The organism is Nocardia tenerifensis NBRC 101015, assembly GCF_000308715.1.
Taxonomy (GTDB): Bacteria; Actinomycetota; Actinomycetes; order Mycobacteriales; family Mycobacteriaceae; genus Nocardia; species Nocardia tenerifensis.
The window spans coordinates 1-15,842 of sequence record NZ_BAGH01000180.1 but is presented as its reverse complement, the minus strand read 5'-3'; the positions used below and the strand labels follow the sequence as shown (position 1 = coordinate 15,842).

Genomic DNA, 15,842 nt, shown 5'->3' with positions numbered 1-15,842 from the left:
AATGGTCGGCCGTAGATCCGCACCCACCGTGCGGGTGGTGCAGGTACTGGATTTCCTCGTCGAGCAGCGGGGCAAGCGCTTCGGGCTCTCCGAGCTGGCGCGGGCGCTCGACCTGGCGAAACCGACCTGCCTCGGCATCCTCACCGAGCTCACCGCCGGCGGCTACCTGGTGCGCGACGCCGACACGCTCACCTACGGACTCGGCCCCGCGCTCATCGCCGCGGGCCGGGTGGCCCAGGACAGCTTCGCGATCTCCGCGCTGGCCCGCGCCGAGCTGGACAAACTCACCGCGCGATACCGCACGACCTGCACCGCCTCGGCCGTGGTCGGCGAGCAGATCATGGTTCTGGAGAGCACCGGGCCCGGCCTGGTGAAGGTCGGCGCGGCCTACCATTTCGCGCCGCCGGTCGGCCTGATGTACGTGCTGTGGGACACCGACGCGGCCTTCGACGCCTGGCTGGCCAAGCCCCCCACGGTGCCGTTGCAGCAGGACGAGGCGCGGCTGCGGCAGATCGTCGCGGAGTGCCGCGAGCGCGGTTACCTGGTGGAGAGCCTGACCGCGGCGGGCAGGCGGCTCTACTCCATGCTCGCCGGTTTCGCCGCCCGCGATCTCCCCGACGAACTGCGCGAACTCGTGGGCGAGTTGGTCACCAGCCTCGGCGAGCGGGTGTACCTGGGTACGGATCTGCGCCCGCGCAAGGAGCACCCGGTGAGCCTGCTCGCCGCGCCCACCTACGGCGGGGACGGCAGGCAGAACATGGTGCTGACCATGTACGTCGGCTCCTCCATCACCGGGGCCGAGATCGACCGGCGCGGAACGGCTTTGGTCGCGGCGGCGGACGCCGTGACCGCCGCCTCGGGCGGCCGGGGGCCGTCGTGGTGAACGCGAAGCGCCCCGGCGAGCTGTTGCCAACGACCGAAACGTGTTCTAGTTTTGCGGAGTGAGCCAGTACGCGAAGTCGACGGCGAGCACCTACGAGCTGCCCCATCTGGAGGCGCTCGAGGCCGAGTCGGCACACATATTCCGTGAAGTAGCGGCGACCTTCGAACGCCCGGTGCTGCTGTTCTCCGGCGGCAAGGACTCGGTGGTGATGCTGCACCTGGCGGCCAAGGCCTTCTGGCCCGCGCCGCTGCCGTTCCCGGTGCTGCACATCGACACCGGACACAACTTCGACGAGGTGATCGCCTTCCGCGACGAGACGGTCGCGCGATTCGGGCTGCGGCTGGTGGTCGGCAGCGTGCAGGACGACATCGACGCGGGCCGCGTCGCCGAGGAGACCGGCCCGCGCGCCTCGCGCAATCGGTTGCAGACCACCACGCTGCTGCGCTCGATCCAGGAGGGCGGCTTCGACGCGGTCTTCGGCGGGGCGCGGCGCGACGAGGAGAAGGCGCGCGCCAAGGAGCGCGTGTTCAGCTTCCGCGACGAGTACGGCCAGTGGGACCCACGCAGCCAGCGACCGGAGCTGTGGAACCTCTACAACGGCAGACACCGTGCGGGCGAACACATTCGGGTGTTCCCGCTGTCGAACTGGACCGAGCTCGACATCTGGTCCTATATCGCGGCCGAGGGCATCGACCTGCCGCCGCTGTACTACGCGCACCGCCGCCCGGTGGTGCAGCGCGACGGAATGTTGCTGGCGCGCACCAGGTTTCTCGAACTGCTCGACGGCGAGGAGCCGCGCGAGGCGACGGTGCGGTTCCGCACGGTCGGCGACGCGACCTGCACCGGCTGCGTGGAGTCGACCGCGACGACCCCGGCCGAGGTGGTCACCGAGGTGGCCGCCGCCCGGGTCACCGAGCGCGGCGCCACCCGCGCCGATGATCGAATCTCCGAGGCGGGCATGGAAGATCGCAAACGAGAGGGCTACTTCTGATGACCGCTACACCCGCGCGCAGCGCCCCGGCGACACTGCTGCGCCTCGCCACGGCGGGCAGCGTCGACGACGGCAAGTCCACCCTCATCGGGCGGCTGCTCTTCGACTCCAAGACGATCTTCACCGATCAGCTCGCGGCCGTGGAGCGGACCAGCCGCGACCGCGGCGACGACTACCCCAACCTCGCCCTGCTCACCGACGGCCTGCGGGCCGAGCGCGAACAGGGCATCACCATCGACGTCGCGCACCGCTACTTCGCCACGCCGCGAAGGAAATTCATCATCGCCGACACCCCGGGGCACATCCAGTACACCAGGAACATGGTGACCGGGGCGTCCACCGCGGACCTCGCGCTGATCCTGGTCGACGCCCGCAAGGGCGTGGTCGAGCAGACGCGCAGGCACGCGTTCCTGGCCAGCCTGCTCGGCATCCCGCACCTGGTGCTGTGCGTCAACAAGATGGACCTGGTGGACTGGTCGCAGGCCAGGTTCGAGGAGATCCGCACCGAATTCGCCCAGTTCGCCTCGAAACTCGACATCTTCGACCTGACCTTCGTGCCGATGTCCGCGCTCGACGGCGAGAACATCGTGCACCGCGGCGCGAGCATGCCGTGGTACGAGGGCACTCCCCTGCTGCACCATCTCGAAGAGGTGCACATCGCCTCCGACCGCAACCTCATCGACGCGCGGTTCCCGGTGCAGTACGTGACCCGCAGCCACGCACAGGATTTCCGCGGCTACGCGGGGACCGTGGTGGGCGGGGTCTTCAAGCCCGGCGACGAAGTGGCCATCCTCCCTTCGGGTTTCACCACCACGGTGGAGTCCATCTGGGGTCCCGGCGGCAAGGCGGTCACGGAAGCCTTTCCGCCCCAGGCGGTCACCATGCAGCTCGCCGATGAACTGGACGTGTCGCGCGGCGACATGATCTGCCGCCCGAACAACCGGCCCACCGCGGGGCGCGATCTCGACGCGATGGTCTGCTGGTTCGCCGACGAGTCGCAGCTCACCCCCGGCGCCACCTACACCATCCGGCACACCACCCGCTGCGCGACCGTCGAGGTGCGCACGCTCGACTACCGGCTCGACGTCAACACCCTGCACCGGGACGAGAACGCGGAGTCGTTGTCGCTCAACGAGATCGGGCGCGTGCAGCTGCGCACCCGCCAGCCGCTGCTGTTCGATCCGTACCGGCGCAACCGCTTCACCGGCAGCTTCATCCTGGTCGACGACGCCACCAACAACACCGTCGGCGCGGGCATGATCACCGGCCCGAGCCTGCCGTCCTCCCGGGTGGTCTGGCACTCCACCGCGGTCGGCCGGGACGAGCGCGCGACGCGCGGGCTCACGGTCTGGCTGACCGGCCTGTCCGGCTCCGGAAAGTCCACCGTCGCGGTCGAACTCGAACGCCGCCTGGTCGCCGCGGGCCGGCCCGCCTTCCTGCTCGACGGCGACAACCTACGGCACGGGTTGAACGCGGATCTCGGCTTCAGCGCCGCCGACCGGGTCGAGAACGTCCGCCGCGTCGGCGAGGTCGCCCGCCTGTTCGCCGAAGCCGGTGTGGTGGCGGTGGTTTCGCTGATCAGCCCCTACCGCGCCGACCGGGACCGGGTCCGCGCCGCCCATCGGGAGGCCGGCATCCCGTTCGTGGAGGTGTTCGTCGACACCCCGTTGGAGATCTGCGAGTCCCGCGACCCGAAGGGGATGTACGCCAAGGCGCGGGCGGGCGAGATCCGCGGCTTCACCGGCATAGACGACCCCTACGAGTCCCCCACCGAAGCCGAACTGGTGCTCCGCCCCGGTGACGGCGACCCGGCCGCCATGGCGGCCACCATTCTCGCTCGACTCTCGGGCTTGGACTGATACCGACGGGCAGGCGGCGAATCGCCCCCTGCCCCTTGGTATTTGCAATGCCGACCTGATCACGTCAGGTCGGCCGCGCGGACTATCGCCAACAGCGCGTCCGCGGTTCGGCGGCAGAAGGTTTCGGCGTCGTCGAGGCCGTGCGTCACGCCGCGAACGAGAGTGCGGGCGACGAGAATCTCGAAAACCAGGTCGCTGGTCGCGGATTCGTCCCGGCCGCCGGGCAGCTCCGGCGCGATGCGCTCGGCGAGCGCCTTGCGAGCGGGCAGATCGGCGCGGTCGTGCAGCGCCCGAAAGTACTCGGGCGCATGATGATAGGCCGACATCAGCCCCGGCACGGCCGCGCGGGTAGCGGGTTCGGCGATCCGCTCGAGGAACAGACGTGCCCAGGCGATCAGATCGGCGTGCAGATCCTCGGTCACCTCAGGCAGCCATAGGTTCTCGGACCCGAACACTGCGTCCTCGATCAACGCCTCCTTCCCTGGCCAGCGGCGATAGATGGGCGCGGTGCCGACGCCGGCGCGGCGGGCGACCGCGGCGATGGTGACCTCCTGATACCCGACCTCGGCGAGCAGCGCGCGGACGGCGTCGAGCACCGCGCGATCGATCTGGCCGTCGCGCGGGCGGCCTGCGGGCGAGCGGGCGGGGTCGGTGGCGGTCACACGGCGCAGCGTACCGGGTGGGATTCCGCGAAAACAATACGTTGCGATGTGCAACGTAATACATTGTCGGGCATCGCTTCGATGAAAGGACGCTCGGTGCTCGTACCCGACGATGAAATGCTGTGTCACCAGCTGGCGACGACGTTCGACCATGTGTCGCAGAGCGATCTGCGCTGGACCGAGCGGGTGGTGATGTACGGCTTCGACACCTCGGGCGAGGTGAGCGTGATGACCGGGCTCGCCCGCTACCCCAACCGCAACGTCATGGACGCCTACGCCATGGTCACGATCGGCGGCAAGCAGGCGCGCGTGGTGCGGCTGTCCACCGAATACGGCGCCGCGCGTGCGTCTTTGGACTCGTGGTCGGTCGGCCCCTACACCTACGCGGTCACCGACCCGCTGCACAGCACCCGGGCGACATTGGACGCCGACGAGCACGGGCTGAGCCTGCACCTCGACTTCCACGGGACCTTCCCCGCCTACGAGCAGACACCGGCCTTCCATCGCTCCCGCGGCCGCGTGCGCGAGGACGCCCGGCGCTACTACCAGAACGGAATCGTCACGGGCTGGATCGAACTCGACGGCAGGCGCATCGACATCGACCCGGAGCAGTGGTGGTTCGGCCGCGACCACTCCTGGGGGCGTGCGGCACGGGCCAGGCGGCGGCAGCCTGAACGAGGGCACCGATCTCCAGCCGACCGAGGTGTCCGACGGCGTCCTCTACTACATGGGCATCTTCCAATTCGACGACCAGCTGGTGCATTTCGCACAGCGCGAGACGAGCACGGGGCAGCGCTGGCAGTTCGAGGGCGAGGTGCTGTACCCGCTGTCCACCGGCCGCGCGGCGACGCCCATCATCGACGTCGAACACGAGTTGAGCTTCGAGCGGGACCTGCGCGTCGCCTCCGGCGGGACGTTCACCGTGCACCTGGCCGACCGGACGACCGCGTCCATCGAGGTGGAGCCGCTGTGCCGGTTCTGGCCCGGCCTCGCCGGCTACAACGAGTACCGCGGCTACGCCTCGGGCATGTGGCGCGGCCCGTCGTTCAGCGACGGATTCACCGTCGACACCACCGATCTCGACCAGATCCGCCCGATCAGCCTGCTCAGCGAGTCGCTGTGCGCGGTCCGGATGGGCGACCGGGTGGGCCACGGGCTTCTGGAGATGGTCTTCATGGGCAGCTACCCCCGCTACGGCTACACAGGATGGTGACCGACATGACCGACCGCCCGACCCCCGACCACCTGCCGCCTTTGCTGGAGAAGGCGATTCGCCGGCGCATGCCGCGCGCCGATCGCGCCACGGTCACCGGGTGGCAGCGCGCCGAGCAGGGCTTCGCCTCGGACACTTACCTTTTCACCGTCGAGGGCGTCGACGGCGTGGACGGGCCGATCGGCCTGGTGTTCCGGCGGCCGCCCGAGGTGCCACTGTTCCCCGACTACGACCTGCGCCGTCAGTTCGTGGTGATGAAACGCCTTGCGCCGACCGGCATTCCGGTTCCCACGCTGCGCTGGATCGAGACCGACCCGGCCGAGCTCGGCAGCCCGTACCTGCTGATGGACCGCATCGAGGGCGGCCGGACGCCGAGCGACGTACCGCCGTATCACGAGGCGGGCATGTATCTCGAGGCGCGGCCGGCGGACCGGACCAGAATGTGGTGGGGCTGCGTCGACACCATGGCTCAGCTGCACCTGCTCGATCCCGCGGCGCTGCGCCTGGACTTCTTGCGGCTCAACCGATTCGGCAGCGACCCGGTCGAGCAGTCCGTCAACTACCTCGACTGGGCGGTGCACTGGGCCGCGCCGCAGATCCCCGACACCATCGAGCGCGCGATCACCTGGCTCCGCGAGAACCGCTACGAGCCTGAGCATGTCACGCTCTGCTGGGGCGACTCGCGACTGTCGAACATGCTGTACGACAACGACTACGCGGTGCTCGGCGCGCTCGACTGGGAGGTCGGCCACCTCGGCGACCACGAGTCCGACCTCGCCTGGCTGCTGCTCACCGACTGGGTGTCCAGCGAGTTCCTCGGCAAGCCGCGACTGCCCGGCACGCCGAGCCGCGCGGAGGCCATCGCCCGCTACGAGGCCGCCACCGGCTGGCCGGTGCGCAACCTGCGCTACAACGAGATCCTCGGCGCGGTGCTGCTGTCGGTCGCGCTGCTGCGCATATCCACCTACCTCGGCATGGGCGATCTGTCGGCCGTGGCGGTCGCGCGCCTGGAGCTGCTGCTCGGAGAGGGGTCGGAAACGCGCTCGTGAACGTCCGAAACCGCTGTCGGACTGGGGCGTTCGCGCAGAGCTGAACAGCCGCGCGACGACCTGGCCCGACTTCGGCTCGCGGCCGCCGCCCGTGCACTACCGTGGAGCGGAGCGCGGGCGGTGGCCGCGCGCATGTCTACGCCCGTAAGATACAGTGGGCACGACATGTCTCGAAAGGACGGCTGATGCGCTCCACGCTGCTCTCCCGGCGCGACCTCGACTTCCTGCTGTATGAGTGGCTGAACGTCGAGGAGCTCACCAAGCGCGCGCGCTTCGCCGATCACTCGCGCGAGACGTTCGACGCCATCCTCGACCTCAGCGCCGATCTGGCCACCAAATACTTTGCCCCGCACAACAAGACGAACGACGCGAACGAGCCGACCTTCGACGGCGAACGGGTCACCATCATCCCCGAGGTGGGCGTGGCGCTGGCGGCCTTCGCCAAGGCCGGACTGCCCGCCGCCGCGATGGACTACGACCTCGGCGGCGCCCAGCTGCCCGTCACCGTCGCGCAGGCGAGCTACGCGTGGTTCCAGGCGGCCAACCCGGGCACCTCGGGCTACTCGTTCCTCACCGTCGCCAACGCGAACCTGCTGCTGACGCACACCGGCCCGGAGTTCACCGAGCGGTTCGTCCGGCCGATGCTCGAGGGCAGGTTCTTCGGCACCATGTGCCTGTCCGAGCCGCAGGCGGGCTCCTCGCTCGCCGACATCGTCACCCGCGCGGAGCCACAGGACGACGGCACCTACCGGCTGTTCGGCACCAAGATGTGGATCTCCGGCGGCGACCACGAGCTCGGCGAGAACATCGTGCACCTGGTGCTGGCCAAGATCCCCGGCGGCCCGGCGGGCACCAAGGGCATCTCACTGTTCGTCGTCCCGCGGTTCCTGGTCGAGGCGGACGGCGCGGTCGGCGAGCGCAACGACATCGCGCTGGCCGGGCTCAACCACAAGATGGGCTTCCGCGGCACGGTCAACACCGTGCTCAACTTCGGCGAGGGCCGCTGGACGCCGGGCGGCGCGGCGGGCGCGGTCGGCTACCTGGTCGGCGAGCCGCATCGCGGGCTCAGCTACATGTTCCACATGATGAACGAGGCACGCATCGGCGTCGGCCTGGTCGCGACGGCGCTCGGCTACACCGGCTACCTCGAGTCCCTCGACTACGCCCGCACCCGCGCGCAGGGCCGGGCGAAGCTGCCCGCCGACCCGGCCGCGCCGCAGCGCCCGATCGTCGAGCACGCCGACGTCAAGCGAATGCTGTTGGCGCAGAAGGCCTATGCCGAGGGCGCGCTCGGGCTCGTGCTGTACTGCGCCCGGCTGGTGGACGAGCAGCACACGGCCGAGTCGGCCGACGAGCGCCGCGCGCTCACGCTGCTGCTCGACATCCTGACCCCGATCGCCAAGAGCTGGCCGTCGCAGTGGTGCCTCGAGGCCAACAACCTCGCCATCCAGGTGCTCGGCGGCTACGGCTACACCCGCGAGTACAACGTCGAGCAGCACTACCGCGACAACCGGCTCAACCCGATCCACGAGGGCACGCACGGCATTCAGGGCCTGGATCTGCTGGGGCGCAAGGTGACCCAGCAGAACGGCGCGAGCCTGCTCGCCCTCGGCGAGCGGGTGCTGGCGACGGTGGCGGCCGCCCGTGCCGCGGGCGGTGAGCCCGGTGAGCTTGCCGCGCAACTGGATTCGTCCTGGCAGCGGCTGGTCGAGGTGACCGCGGGACTGTTCGCCACCGGCGACTTCGAGGCGGCGCTGGCGAACAGCTCGGTGTACCTGGAGGCGTTCGGCCACATCGTGCTGGCCTGGGTCTGGCTCGAGCAGGTGCTGGCCACCGGCGCGCACACCGGCGACTTCTACGACGGCAAGCGGCACGCGGCGCGGTACTTCTATCGGTTCGAACTACCCAAGACGGCCCCGGCCCTGGATCTGCTCGCCCGGCTCGACACCACCACCCTCGAGATGCGCGACGCCTGGTTCTGATTCGGTACACAGATGCAACGATGTATCATTCTCCGATGACCACGCCCAGTCAGCGAACCACCCGCCCGCCGGGACGACCGGCGTCGGCGACCCGGGAAGAGGTCATCGACCTGGCCAAACAGGCATTCCTGGCCGGCGAACGGGTGGACATCCAGGCCATCGCGGCCCAGCTCGGCCTCAGCCGCGCCTCGGTCTACCGCTGGTTCGGCTCCCGCGAGGGCGTCCTCGGCACGGTGCTGGCCGGCGAGTTCGCCGCCCTGCTCACCCGCGCCGACGCCAAGCGGCGCTCCACCGGCGCGCGGCGCATCCTCGACGTGCTGTACCGGGTCAATCGCTGGATGACCGACAACGTCCCGTTCCGCCGGTACTTCGAGAACGAGCCGCTGGCCGGGTTGCGCATCCTCACCGCGAGCGACGGCCCGGTCCAGCCGCTGGTGGTCGCCACCGTGCGCGAGCTGATCGCGCGCGCCGAACGCGAGGACGGCTACCGCCCGCCGGTCGCGCCCGACCTGCTCGCCTACGCGCTGGTCCGCCTCGGCGAGGCCTTCCTCTACAACGACAATGTGGCCGGCATCCGCGGCGACGTCGACCGCCTGCACGAGGTGCAGGCCGCGCTGCTCGGCATCCCCGAGGCGATCAAGCGGCCGCCGAGCAACGGCTGAGCCTGCCGGACCCTGTGCGGCGCAAGCGTTCCCGAACTCACCGACCCTGCTGTGTCCGCGGCTCGACATCCCGACCCTGATGGGGGACTCCGCCGCGGTGTGCGGAGGACGACGGCGGCTTGGGCGGCAACGAGATCCGCAAGCTGGAATGGCCACTGCTCGAGGCGCATCGACGTACGGACACCGCATTCGAATCGGCATGATTCGAATGTGGGCAGCCGCCGACGAGGTGGCGTATTGGGCAGGCGGTTCGGCGTTTCACCAGGTCGAAGCCGGAGGGCACCGGCGCAATAACATCCCCTGATTCCGGCGCGGCCCGGCATGGAAATCCGGGCCGTCCATTCCGCACTATCGTCGCTATCCATGCAGGTCAGCGATGGAAAGGCGGCGGAGGTGGCAGCGGAACCCACACCGGTGCGGCGGTTACGCGCCGATCAGGCCCGGCGGGTCGCCGATCTGCTCCGGCACCAGCTGCACGCGGGCGCGTTCGACGCCGGACTGCCGAGCGAGCAGGAGTTGGCGGCGGAGTTCGAGGCGTCCCGCAATACGGTGCGCGAGGCGCTCGCCCTGCTCAAGGACGAGGGGCTGATCGACCGCGCGCCGAAGGTCGGCACCCGGGTGGCCACCCGCAAATACGATCACGGCCTCGACGCGCTGCTCGGCCTGCAGGAGACGTTCAAGGACCACGGCACCGTGCGCAACGAGGTGCGGGTCGCCATGCACGTCACCGCACCGGCCGCCGTCGCGCGCCGCCTGCACCTCGCGCCGGGCGAGCGCGTGGTCTACCTCGAGCGGCTGCGCTACCTCGCCGACATCCCGCTGAGCCTCGACCTCACCTACCTGGTGCCCGATATCGGCACCGAACTGCTCGGCCACGACCTCGAGCACACCGACATCTTCGTGCTGCTCGAACAGATCAGCGGTCACTCGCTCGGGCACGCCGATCTCGCGCTCGAGGCGGTGCCCGCCGACCCGCACACCGCCTCCACCCTCGACATCCCCGGCGGCGCACCGCTGTTGATGCTCGAGCGGCTGACCCACCTCGACGACGGCCGCCCGGTCGACCTCGAGTACATCCGCCTGCGCGGCGACCGAATCACCATGCGCGGCAGCCTGACCCGCAGCACCCCCGAATGGAAGGTCCTCTAGATGGCGCTCGTGAACCAGCGCACCGATATTCCGGTGACCATCGACGAATCGCTGTGCATCCAGGGCTGCACGCTGTGCGTCGAGATCTGCCCGCTCGACTCGCTGGCGATCAACCCCGAGAACGGCAAGGCCTTCATGCACGTGGACGAGTGCTGGTACTGCGGCCCGTGCGCCGCTCGCTGTCCCACCGGCGCCGTCACCGTCAACATGCCCTACCTGCTCCGCTGATCTGGAAGTCCTGATGAAAGTACGCCTCGTCCCCGTCCTGCTCGCGGCCGCGCTCACCCTCGCGGGCTGCTCCCTGGAGAGTTCGAACGACACCCCGGCGGGCACCGTCAAGGTAGTCGTCGGTTACCAGTCCAAGACCATCAACACCGTCACCGCGGGCACCCTGCTCAAGGCGCAGGGCTACCTGGAGCAGCGACTACGGCAGATCACCGAGCGAGGCGGGGCCAAGTATCAGGTCGAGTGGCAGGACTACGACACCGGCGCGCCGATCACCGCGCAGATGGTCGCGGAGAAGATCGATATCGGCTCGATGGGCGATTATCCGTTGCTGATCAACGGGTCTCGGACGCAGGCGAAGGAGCGTTCCGCGACCGCGCTCGTCTCGGTGACCGGGTACAACCCCAGAGGCGCGCTCAATATGGTTGTCGTGTCGCCGGATTCGACGGCGACGAGCATCAACGATCTGGCCGGACAGAAGGTCTCGGCCAGCGTGGGCTCGGCGGGGCACGGCACGCTCGTGCAGGCGCTCACCCGCGCCGGTATCGACGCGGGCAAGGGCGTGGAGGTGCTCAACCAGCAGCCGCAGATCGGCGCGACGGCGCTGGAATCGCATCAGGTGCAGGCACTCTCGCAGTTCGTCGCCTGGCCGGGACTGCTGGTGTTCCAGAACAAGGCCAAGCTGCTCTACGACGGCGCGGAGCTCGGCGTGCCCACCTTCCACGGCGTGGTCGCCCGCCGGGCGTACACGGCCGAGCACCCGGAGGTGCTCCAGGCGTTTCTCGCCGCGCAGCTCGACGCGACCACGTTCCAGCGCGACAAGCCGTTCGAGGCCGCGAAGATCGTGGCCGACGGCTCCGGCCTGCCGCAGGAGGTCGTCTACCTCTACAACGGGCCGGGCGGCACGTCTTTCGACACCACGCTCAAGCCGAGCCTGGTCGACGCGCTGAAAGGCGATGTGCGGTATCTGAAGTCCATCGGCGACTTCGCCGACCTCGACATCGACCGCTTCGTCGACGGCGCGCCGCTGCGGAAGGCGTTCGCCGAGAACGGGATCGGCGACTACGACCGGGCGGTGGCGTCCACGGTCAACCCGAGCCCGGTCGGCGGCACCGACCCGATCTGCGGCCGGGCGATCGCCGATTCGGCACAGGCCGGCGAGGTCTGGATCGACGGAGCCGACCGGCCGCAGCCCGCCGCCGACGCCGGATGCCTGCTCCGCGCGGCGCAGGCCGCCAAGGCGCAGGGCAAACTGGTGCGCGCGGCCTACATCCCCGACGCCGAGCTGGGCACGCGGTGGTTCGCCGACAAGGCGAGCTGGGTGCGCGACGGCGACGCGTTCCTGCCGTTCACGACACCCGCGGCGGCGCAACGGTACCGGCAGGCGCACCCCGGCGCGGTCCAGGTGTCCTATGACCAAGCCGTCTCGGAAGTCCGCCCATGACGACGCCGACGACCACCCAGGCCAACGATGATCCGCGCATCACCTCGGATCCTGTTCTGGCACAGGAAGTACCCGTATCTGACGGGCCGCCGGTCACCGAGCCCCACCTAGCAGGCAAGCGACGCACGGGTTTTCCCGTGTGGCGGTCCCGCCTGATCCGGGTCGCCTCGGTCGCCGCGGCCGTGGGCCTCTGGCAACTGCTCACCGCCAACGACGTGCGCGCCGGGCTGCGCTTCGACACGCTGCCGACGGTCACCGAGATCATCGCCGAGTTCGGCGAGCACCTCGGCTCGCACCAGTACTACCTCGACATCGGCCAGTCGCTGATCCGGATCGTCACCGGCTTCGGGCTGGCCGCGGTGGTCGGCGTGCTGGCCGGAATCGGGCTCGGCAGGTCGCGGCTGCTCGCCGACGTCTTCGGCCCGCTCACCGAGCTGGCCCACCCGTCGCCCGACCACCGCCCCTCATCGAATCGCTCCGCGATGCCGGCTGCCCCATTCCGGCGATCGCGCTGGTGCCGGTGGCCATCCTGATGTTCCCCAGCGACGAGTCCGGCATGGTGTTCATCACCTTCACCGCGTCGGTGTTCCCCGTGCTGGTCAGCACCCGGCACGCGGTGCGGGCACTGCCGACGGTCTGGGAGGACGCGGTGCGCACGCTGGGCGCCTCGCGTGCGGGAGTGCTTGTGCGCGTGGTGTTTCCGGGGATCCTGCCGGGCGTGTTCAGCGGGCTCTCGGTCGGCATGGGCGTGGCCTGGATCTGTCTCATCTCGGCCGAGATGATCTCCGGGCGGCTCGGCGTCGGCTATCGCACCTGGCAGGCCTACACCATCGTCGACTACCCGGCCGTGTTCGTCGGCATGATCACCATCGGCATCCTCGGCTTCGGCACCTCGGGGATCGTCGAGCTGGCCGGCCGCCGGATCACCCGCTGGCTGCCGAGAGAGGTGTCCGAATGACCAGCACCGTAGCCCCCGAGACAACCGGAATGCGGTTGCGCCTGAACGGGGTCCGGATCTCCTACGGCGACCGGACCGTGGTCGACGGGCTCGAGCTCGACGTCTCCCCCGGCGAAATCCTGGTCCTGGTCGGCAAATCCGGCTGCGGCAAGTCCACGCTGCTGCGCGCTCTCGCCGGACTGCGCACGCCGCAGGCGGGTTCGGTGCTCGCCGACGGCGCGACCGTCACCGGGCCGTCGGCCGACCGCGCCCTGGTGTTCCAGGACGACGCGCTGCTGCCGTGGCGCACGGTCCGCCAGAACATCGAGCTGCCGCTGCGGCTGCGCGGGCTGCCGCGCGGCGAACGCAAGCGGCGCGCCGAACACTGGGTCGGCGAGATCGGCCTCGCCGGCTACGCCGACTTCCTGCCGCGCGATCTGTCCGGCGGCATGCGCCAGCGAGTTCAGTTGGCGCGCAGCCTCGCCGGCGCGCCCCGCGCGGTGCTGATGGACGAACCGTTCGGCGCGCTCGACACCCAGACCCGCGCGACCATGCAGCGTCTGCTGATCGACGCCTGGCGCGCGCACCCCACCACCATCGTCTTCGTCACCCACGATCTGGACGAGGCCCTGCTGCTCGGCGATCGCGTCGCCGTGCTCGCCGGTGGCGCGCTGCGGGCGGTCGTGGACGTGCCGAGCCCGCGTCAGGACGTCGACCGGCGCGCGGTGCGCGCCGAGATCTTGGAGAAGCTGTGAACATTCCGGAGCTGTCCGACCGCGTCCGCCTCGACTGCGACGTGCTCGTGATCGGCGGCGGCACCGCGGGCACCATGGCCGCGCTCACCGCCGCCGAGGCCGGCGCCGACGTGCTGCTGCTGGAGAAGGCGCATGTGCGGCACTCGGGGGCGCTGGCCATGGGCATGGACGGGGTGAACAACGCCGTGATCCCCGGCAAGGCCGAGCCCGAGGACTACGTCGCCGAGATCACCAGGGCCAATGACGGAATCGTCGACCAGCGCACCGTGTATCAGACCGCGACGCGCGGCTTCGCCATGGTGCAGCGGCTGGAACGCTACGGCGTGAAGTTCGAGAAGGACGAGTACGGCGAGTACGCGGTGCGCCGCGTGCACCGTTCGGGCTCCTACGTGCTGCCGATGCCGGAGGGCAAGGACGTCAAGAAGGCGCTGTATCGCGTGCTGCGGCAACGCAAGATGCGCGAGCGGATCCGAATCGAGAACCGGCTCATGCCGGTCCGGGTGCTCACCGACGGCGGCCGGGCGGTCGGCGCGGCCGCATTGCACACGCGCACAGGCGAATTCGTGGCGGTCGGCGCGAAGGCGGTGATCCTGGCGACCGGCCCGTGCGGCCGCCTCGGCCTGCCCGCCTCCGGGTATCTGTATGGCACCTACGAGAATCCGACCAACGCGGGCGACGGTTACTCGATGGCCTACCACGCGGGCGCGGAGCTCAGCGGCATCGAGTGCTTCCAGATCAACCCGCTCATCAAGGATTACAACGGCCCGGCCTGCGCCTACGTCGCGAATCCGTTCGGCGGCTACCAGGTCAACGCGCACGGTGAGCGGTTCGTCGACTCCGACTACTGGTCGGGCGCGATGATGGCGGAGGTCAAGCGGGAGATCGAGTCCGCGCGCGGGCCCATCTATCTCAAGGTCTCGCACCTGCCGGAGGAGACCCTCAGCACGCTCGAGGGCATCCTGCACACCACCGAGCGCCCGACCCGCGGCACCTTCCACGCGAACCGCGGACACGACTACCGCACCAACGACATCGAGATGCACATCTCCGAGATCGGTTTGTGCGGTGGGCATTCCGCGTCCGGCGTGTGGGTGGACGAGCACGCGCGGACCACGGTGCCCGGCCTCTACGCCGCGGGCGATCTGGCGTGTGTGCCGCACAACTACATGATCGGCGCGTTCGTCTTCGGCGATCTCGCGGGCGCGCACGCGGCGTCGACGCTGGCCGAGGTGGCGGCGCCGGACGCGCTGCCGGAGGATCAGCTGGCCGAGGCGCACGAGCTGATCTACCGGCCGCTGCGTCATCCGGAGGGTCCGCCGCAACCGCAGGTCGAGTACAAGCTGCGGCGGTTCGTCAATGACTATGTGGCGCCGCCGAAGACGGCCGCCAAGCTCTCGATCGCGGTGGAGACCTTCGAGCGGATGCGCGGGGAGATCGGCCAGATCGGCGCGCGGACACCGCACGAGCTGATGCGCGCGGTCGAGGTGTCGTTCATCCGCGACTGCGCCGAGATGGCGGCCCGTAGCTCGCTGACCCGCACCGAATCCCGCTGGGGCCTTTATCACGACCGCGCCGACCTGCCCGAGCGCGACGATGTCGCGTGGCGATACCACCTCAATCTGCGCAAGAACGCCGACGGCGCGATGGAGTTCCACAAGCGCCCGGTCGCGCCGTACCTCGTTCCCGTCCCCGGGCTCGACGATCTGACGTCGACCGACCCGACGATCGTTCCGGTGGACGAGCCCGCGCCGTTGAGCGGGCGCGCGCCGCGGCCCGCCGACGAGGCGCGCCCCGTGCGCGAAACCCGCACTCCCCCTTCGCCGCGACTGGTCGCGCTGCTCGCCCTCGACGCGCCGACGGTGCCCGAGTTGTCGAGCTACCTGATCGACGCGGACAGCGGTGTGCGGGTGGCGGCGCTCTCCGTGCTCACCGAGAACACTCCCGACGGGTTCGCGGCGGTGCTGGTCGGCGCGCTCGACGACGACGCGGCCGCGGTCCGCCGGGCGGCGGCGGCGAGCCTGCGGGAGCTGG

At 70.0% G+C, this 15,842-nt stretch carries 13 protein-coding genes and 2 pseudogenes; 14 read left to right on the top strand and 1 reads right to left on the bottom strand.

Features of this window, described 5'->3' with window-relative positions; all coding sequences use genetic code 11:
* Position 1 precedes the first annotated feature (1 nt).
* Genes ON39_RS14650 through cysC form a run of 3 tightly spaced genes read left to right on the top strand, consistent with a single transcriptional unit; the run spans position 2 to position 3,733 of the window.
* Positions 2-883: a helix-turn-helix domain-containing protein gene (locus tag ON39_RS14650; protein ID WP_040734571.1), complete on the top strand. Its 882-nt coding sequence runs from the start codon at positions 2-4 to the stop codon at positions 881-883.
* Positions 884-941: 58 nt separating this feature from the next.
* A complete protein-coding gene (gene cysD, locus ON39_RS14645; RefSeq protein WP_040734570.1) occupies positions 942-1,874 on the top strand; it encodes a sulfate adenylyltransferase subunit CysD in 933 nt (310 codons plus the stop codon).
* Positions 1,874-3,733: an adenylyl-sulfate kinase gene (gene cysC / locus ON39_RS14640; RefSeq protein WP_040734569.1), complete on the top strand. Its 1,860-nt coding sequence runs from the start codon at positions 1,874-1,876 to the stop codon at positions 3,731-3,733. The genes cysD and cysC overlap by 1 nt, the downstream gene beginning before the upstream one ends.
* Before the next feature lie 59 nt (positions 3,734-3,792).
* Here the strand turns inward: cysC and ON39_RS14635 are convergent, their stop codons facing one another.
* Positions 3,793-4,395 (bottom strand): TetR/AcrR family transcriptional regulator, encoded by a 603-nt coding sequence (locus ON39_RS14635; RefSeq protein ID WP_040734568.1) that lies wholly within the window; start codon positions 4,393-4,395, stop codon positions 3,793-3,795.
* 81 nt (positions 4,396-4,476) lie between these two features.
* Between ON39_RS14635 and ON39_RS51735 the strand changes: the two are divergent.
* The 11 genes and pseudogenes from ON39_RS51735 to ON39_RS14585 all read left to right on the top strand — a co-directional run.
* Positions 4,477-5,208 (top strand): annotated as a pseudogene (locus tag ON39_RS51735) (Rv3169 family protein); the annotation flags it as partial.
* The gene (locus tag ON39_RS51275) at positions 5,123-5,608 is read left to right on the top strand and encodes an Rv3169 family protein (protein WP_506329721.1); all 486 of its coding nucleotides are present in this window, start codon (positions 5,123-5,125) and stop codon (positions 5,606-5,608) included. The pseudogene ON39_RS51735 and the gene ON39_RS51275, both read left to right, overlap by 86 nt.
* A 5-nt stretch (positions 5,609-5,613) precedes the next feature.
* Positions 5,614-6,657 carry a phosphotransferase family protein gene (locus ON39_RS14625; RefSeq protein WP_040734596.1) on the top strand — a complete coding sequence of 348 codons (1,044 nt, stop codon included), beginning with the start codon at positions 5,614-5,616 and terminating at the stop codon, positions 6,655-6,657.
* Between the two features lie 185 nt (positions 6,658-6,842).
* Positions 6,843-8,639 (top strand): acyl-CoA dehydrogenase, encoded by a 1,797-nt coding sequence (locus ON39_RS14620; RefSeq protein ID WP_040734566.1) that lies wholly within the window; start codon positions 6,843-6,845, stop codon positions 8,637-8,639.
* Between the two features lie 35 nt (positions 8,640-8,674).
* Positions 8,675-9,301, top strand: a complete 627-nt coding sequence (locus ON39_RS14615; RefSeq protein ID WP_040734565.1) for a QsdR family transcriptional regulator — start codon at positions 8,675-8,677, stop codon at positions 9,299-9,301.
* Positions 9,302-9,664: 363 nt separating this feature from the next.
* Positions 9,665-10,450 (top strand): GntR family transcriptional regulator, encoded by a 786-nt coding sequence (locus ON39_RS14610; protein ID WP_051186620.1) that lies wholly within the window; start codon positions 9,665-9,667, stop codon positions 10,448-10,450.
* Positions 10,451-10,678 carry a 4Fe-4S dicluster domain-containing protein gene (locus tag ON39_RS14605; protein ID WP_040734564.1) on the top strand — a complete coding sequence of 76 codons (228 nt, stop codon included), beginning with the start codon at positions 10,451-10,453 and terminating at the stop codon, positions 10,676-10,678.
* A gap of 13 nt (positions 10,679-10,691) precedes the next feature.
* Positions 10,692-12,119, top strand: a complete 1,428-nt coding sequence (locus ON39_RS14600) for an ABC transporter substrate-binding protein (protein ID WP_040734563.1) — start codon at positions 10,692-10,694, stop codon at positions 12,117-12,119.
* Between the two features lie 38 nt (positions 12,120-12,157).
* Positions 12,158-13,077, top strand: a pseudogene (locus ON39_RS14595) (ABC transporter permease).
* A complete protein-coding gene (locus ON39_RS14590; protein WP_040734561.1) occupies positions 13,074-13,811 on the top strand; it encodes an ABC transporter ATP-binding protein in 738 nt (245 codons plus the stop codon). Before ON39_RS14595 ends, ON39_RS14590 begins: the two are co-directional and overlap by 4 nt.
* Positions 13,808-15,842: fumarate reductase/succinate dehydrogenase flavoprotein subunit (locus ON39_RS14585; protein ID WP_040734560.1), on the top strand; the 2,035-nt coding region annotated here is incomplete at its 3' end. The genes ON39_RS14590 and ON39_RS14585, both read left to right, overlap by 4 nt.

Coding starts and splice junctions, on each gene's coding strand:
- ON39_RS14620 (WP_040734566.1), top strand. CDS start 6,843: ATGCGCTCCACGCTGCTCTCCCGGCGCGACCTCGACTTCCTGCTGTAT.
- ON39_RS14625 (WP_040734596.1), top strand. CDS start 5,614: ATGACCGACCGCCCGACCCCCGACCACCTGCCGCCTTTGCTGGAGAAG.
- ON39_RS14590 (WP_040734561.1), top strand. CDS start 13,074: ATGACCAGCACCGTAGCCCCCGAGACAACCGGAATGCGGTTGCGCCTG.
- ON39_RS14615 (WP_040734565.1), top strand. CDS start 8,675: ATGACCACGCCCAGTCAGCGAACCACCCGCCCGCCGGGACGACCGGCG.
- ON39_RS14650 (WP_040734571.1), top strand. CDS start 2: ATGGTCGGCCGTAGATCCGCACCCACCGTGCGGGTGGTGCAGGTACTG.
- ON39_RS14605 (WP_040734564.1), top strand. CDS start 10,451: ATGGCGCTCGTGAACCAGCGCACCGATATTCCGGTGACCATCGACGAA.
- ON39_RS14610 (WP_051186620.1), top strand. CDS start 9,665: ATGCAGGTCAGCGATGGAAAGGCGGCGGAGGTGGCAGCGGAACCCACA.
- cysC (WP_040734569.1), top strand. CDS start 1,874: ATGACCGCTACACCCGCGCGCAGCGCCCCGGCGACACTGCTGCGCCTC.
- ON39_RS14600 (WP_040734563.1), top strand. CDS start 10,692: ATGAAAGTACGCCTCGTCCCCGTCCTGCTCGCGGCCGCGCTCACCCTC.
- ON39_RS51275 (WP_506329721.1), top strand. CDS start 5,123: ATGGGCATCTTCCAATTCGACGACCAGCTGGTGCATTTCGCACAGCGC.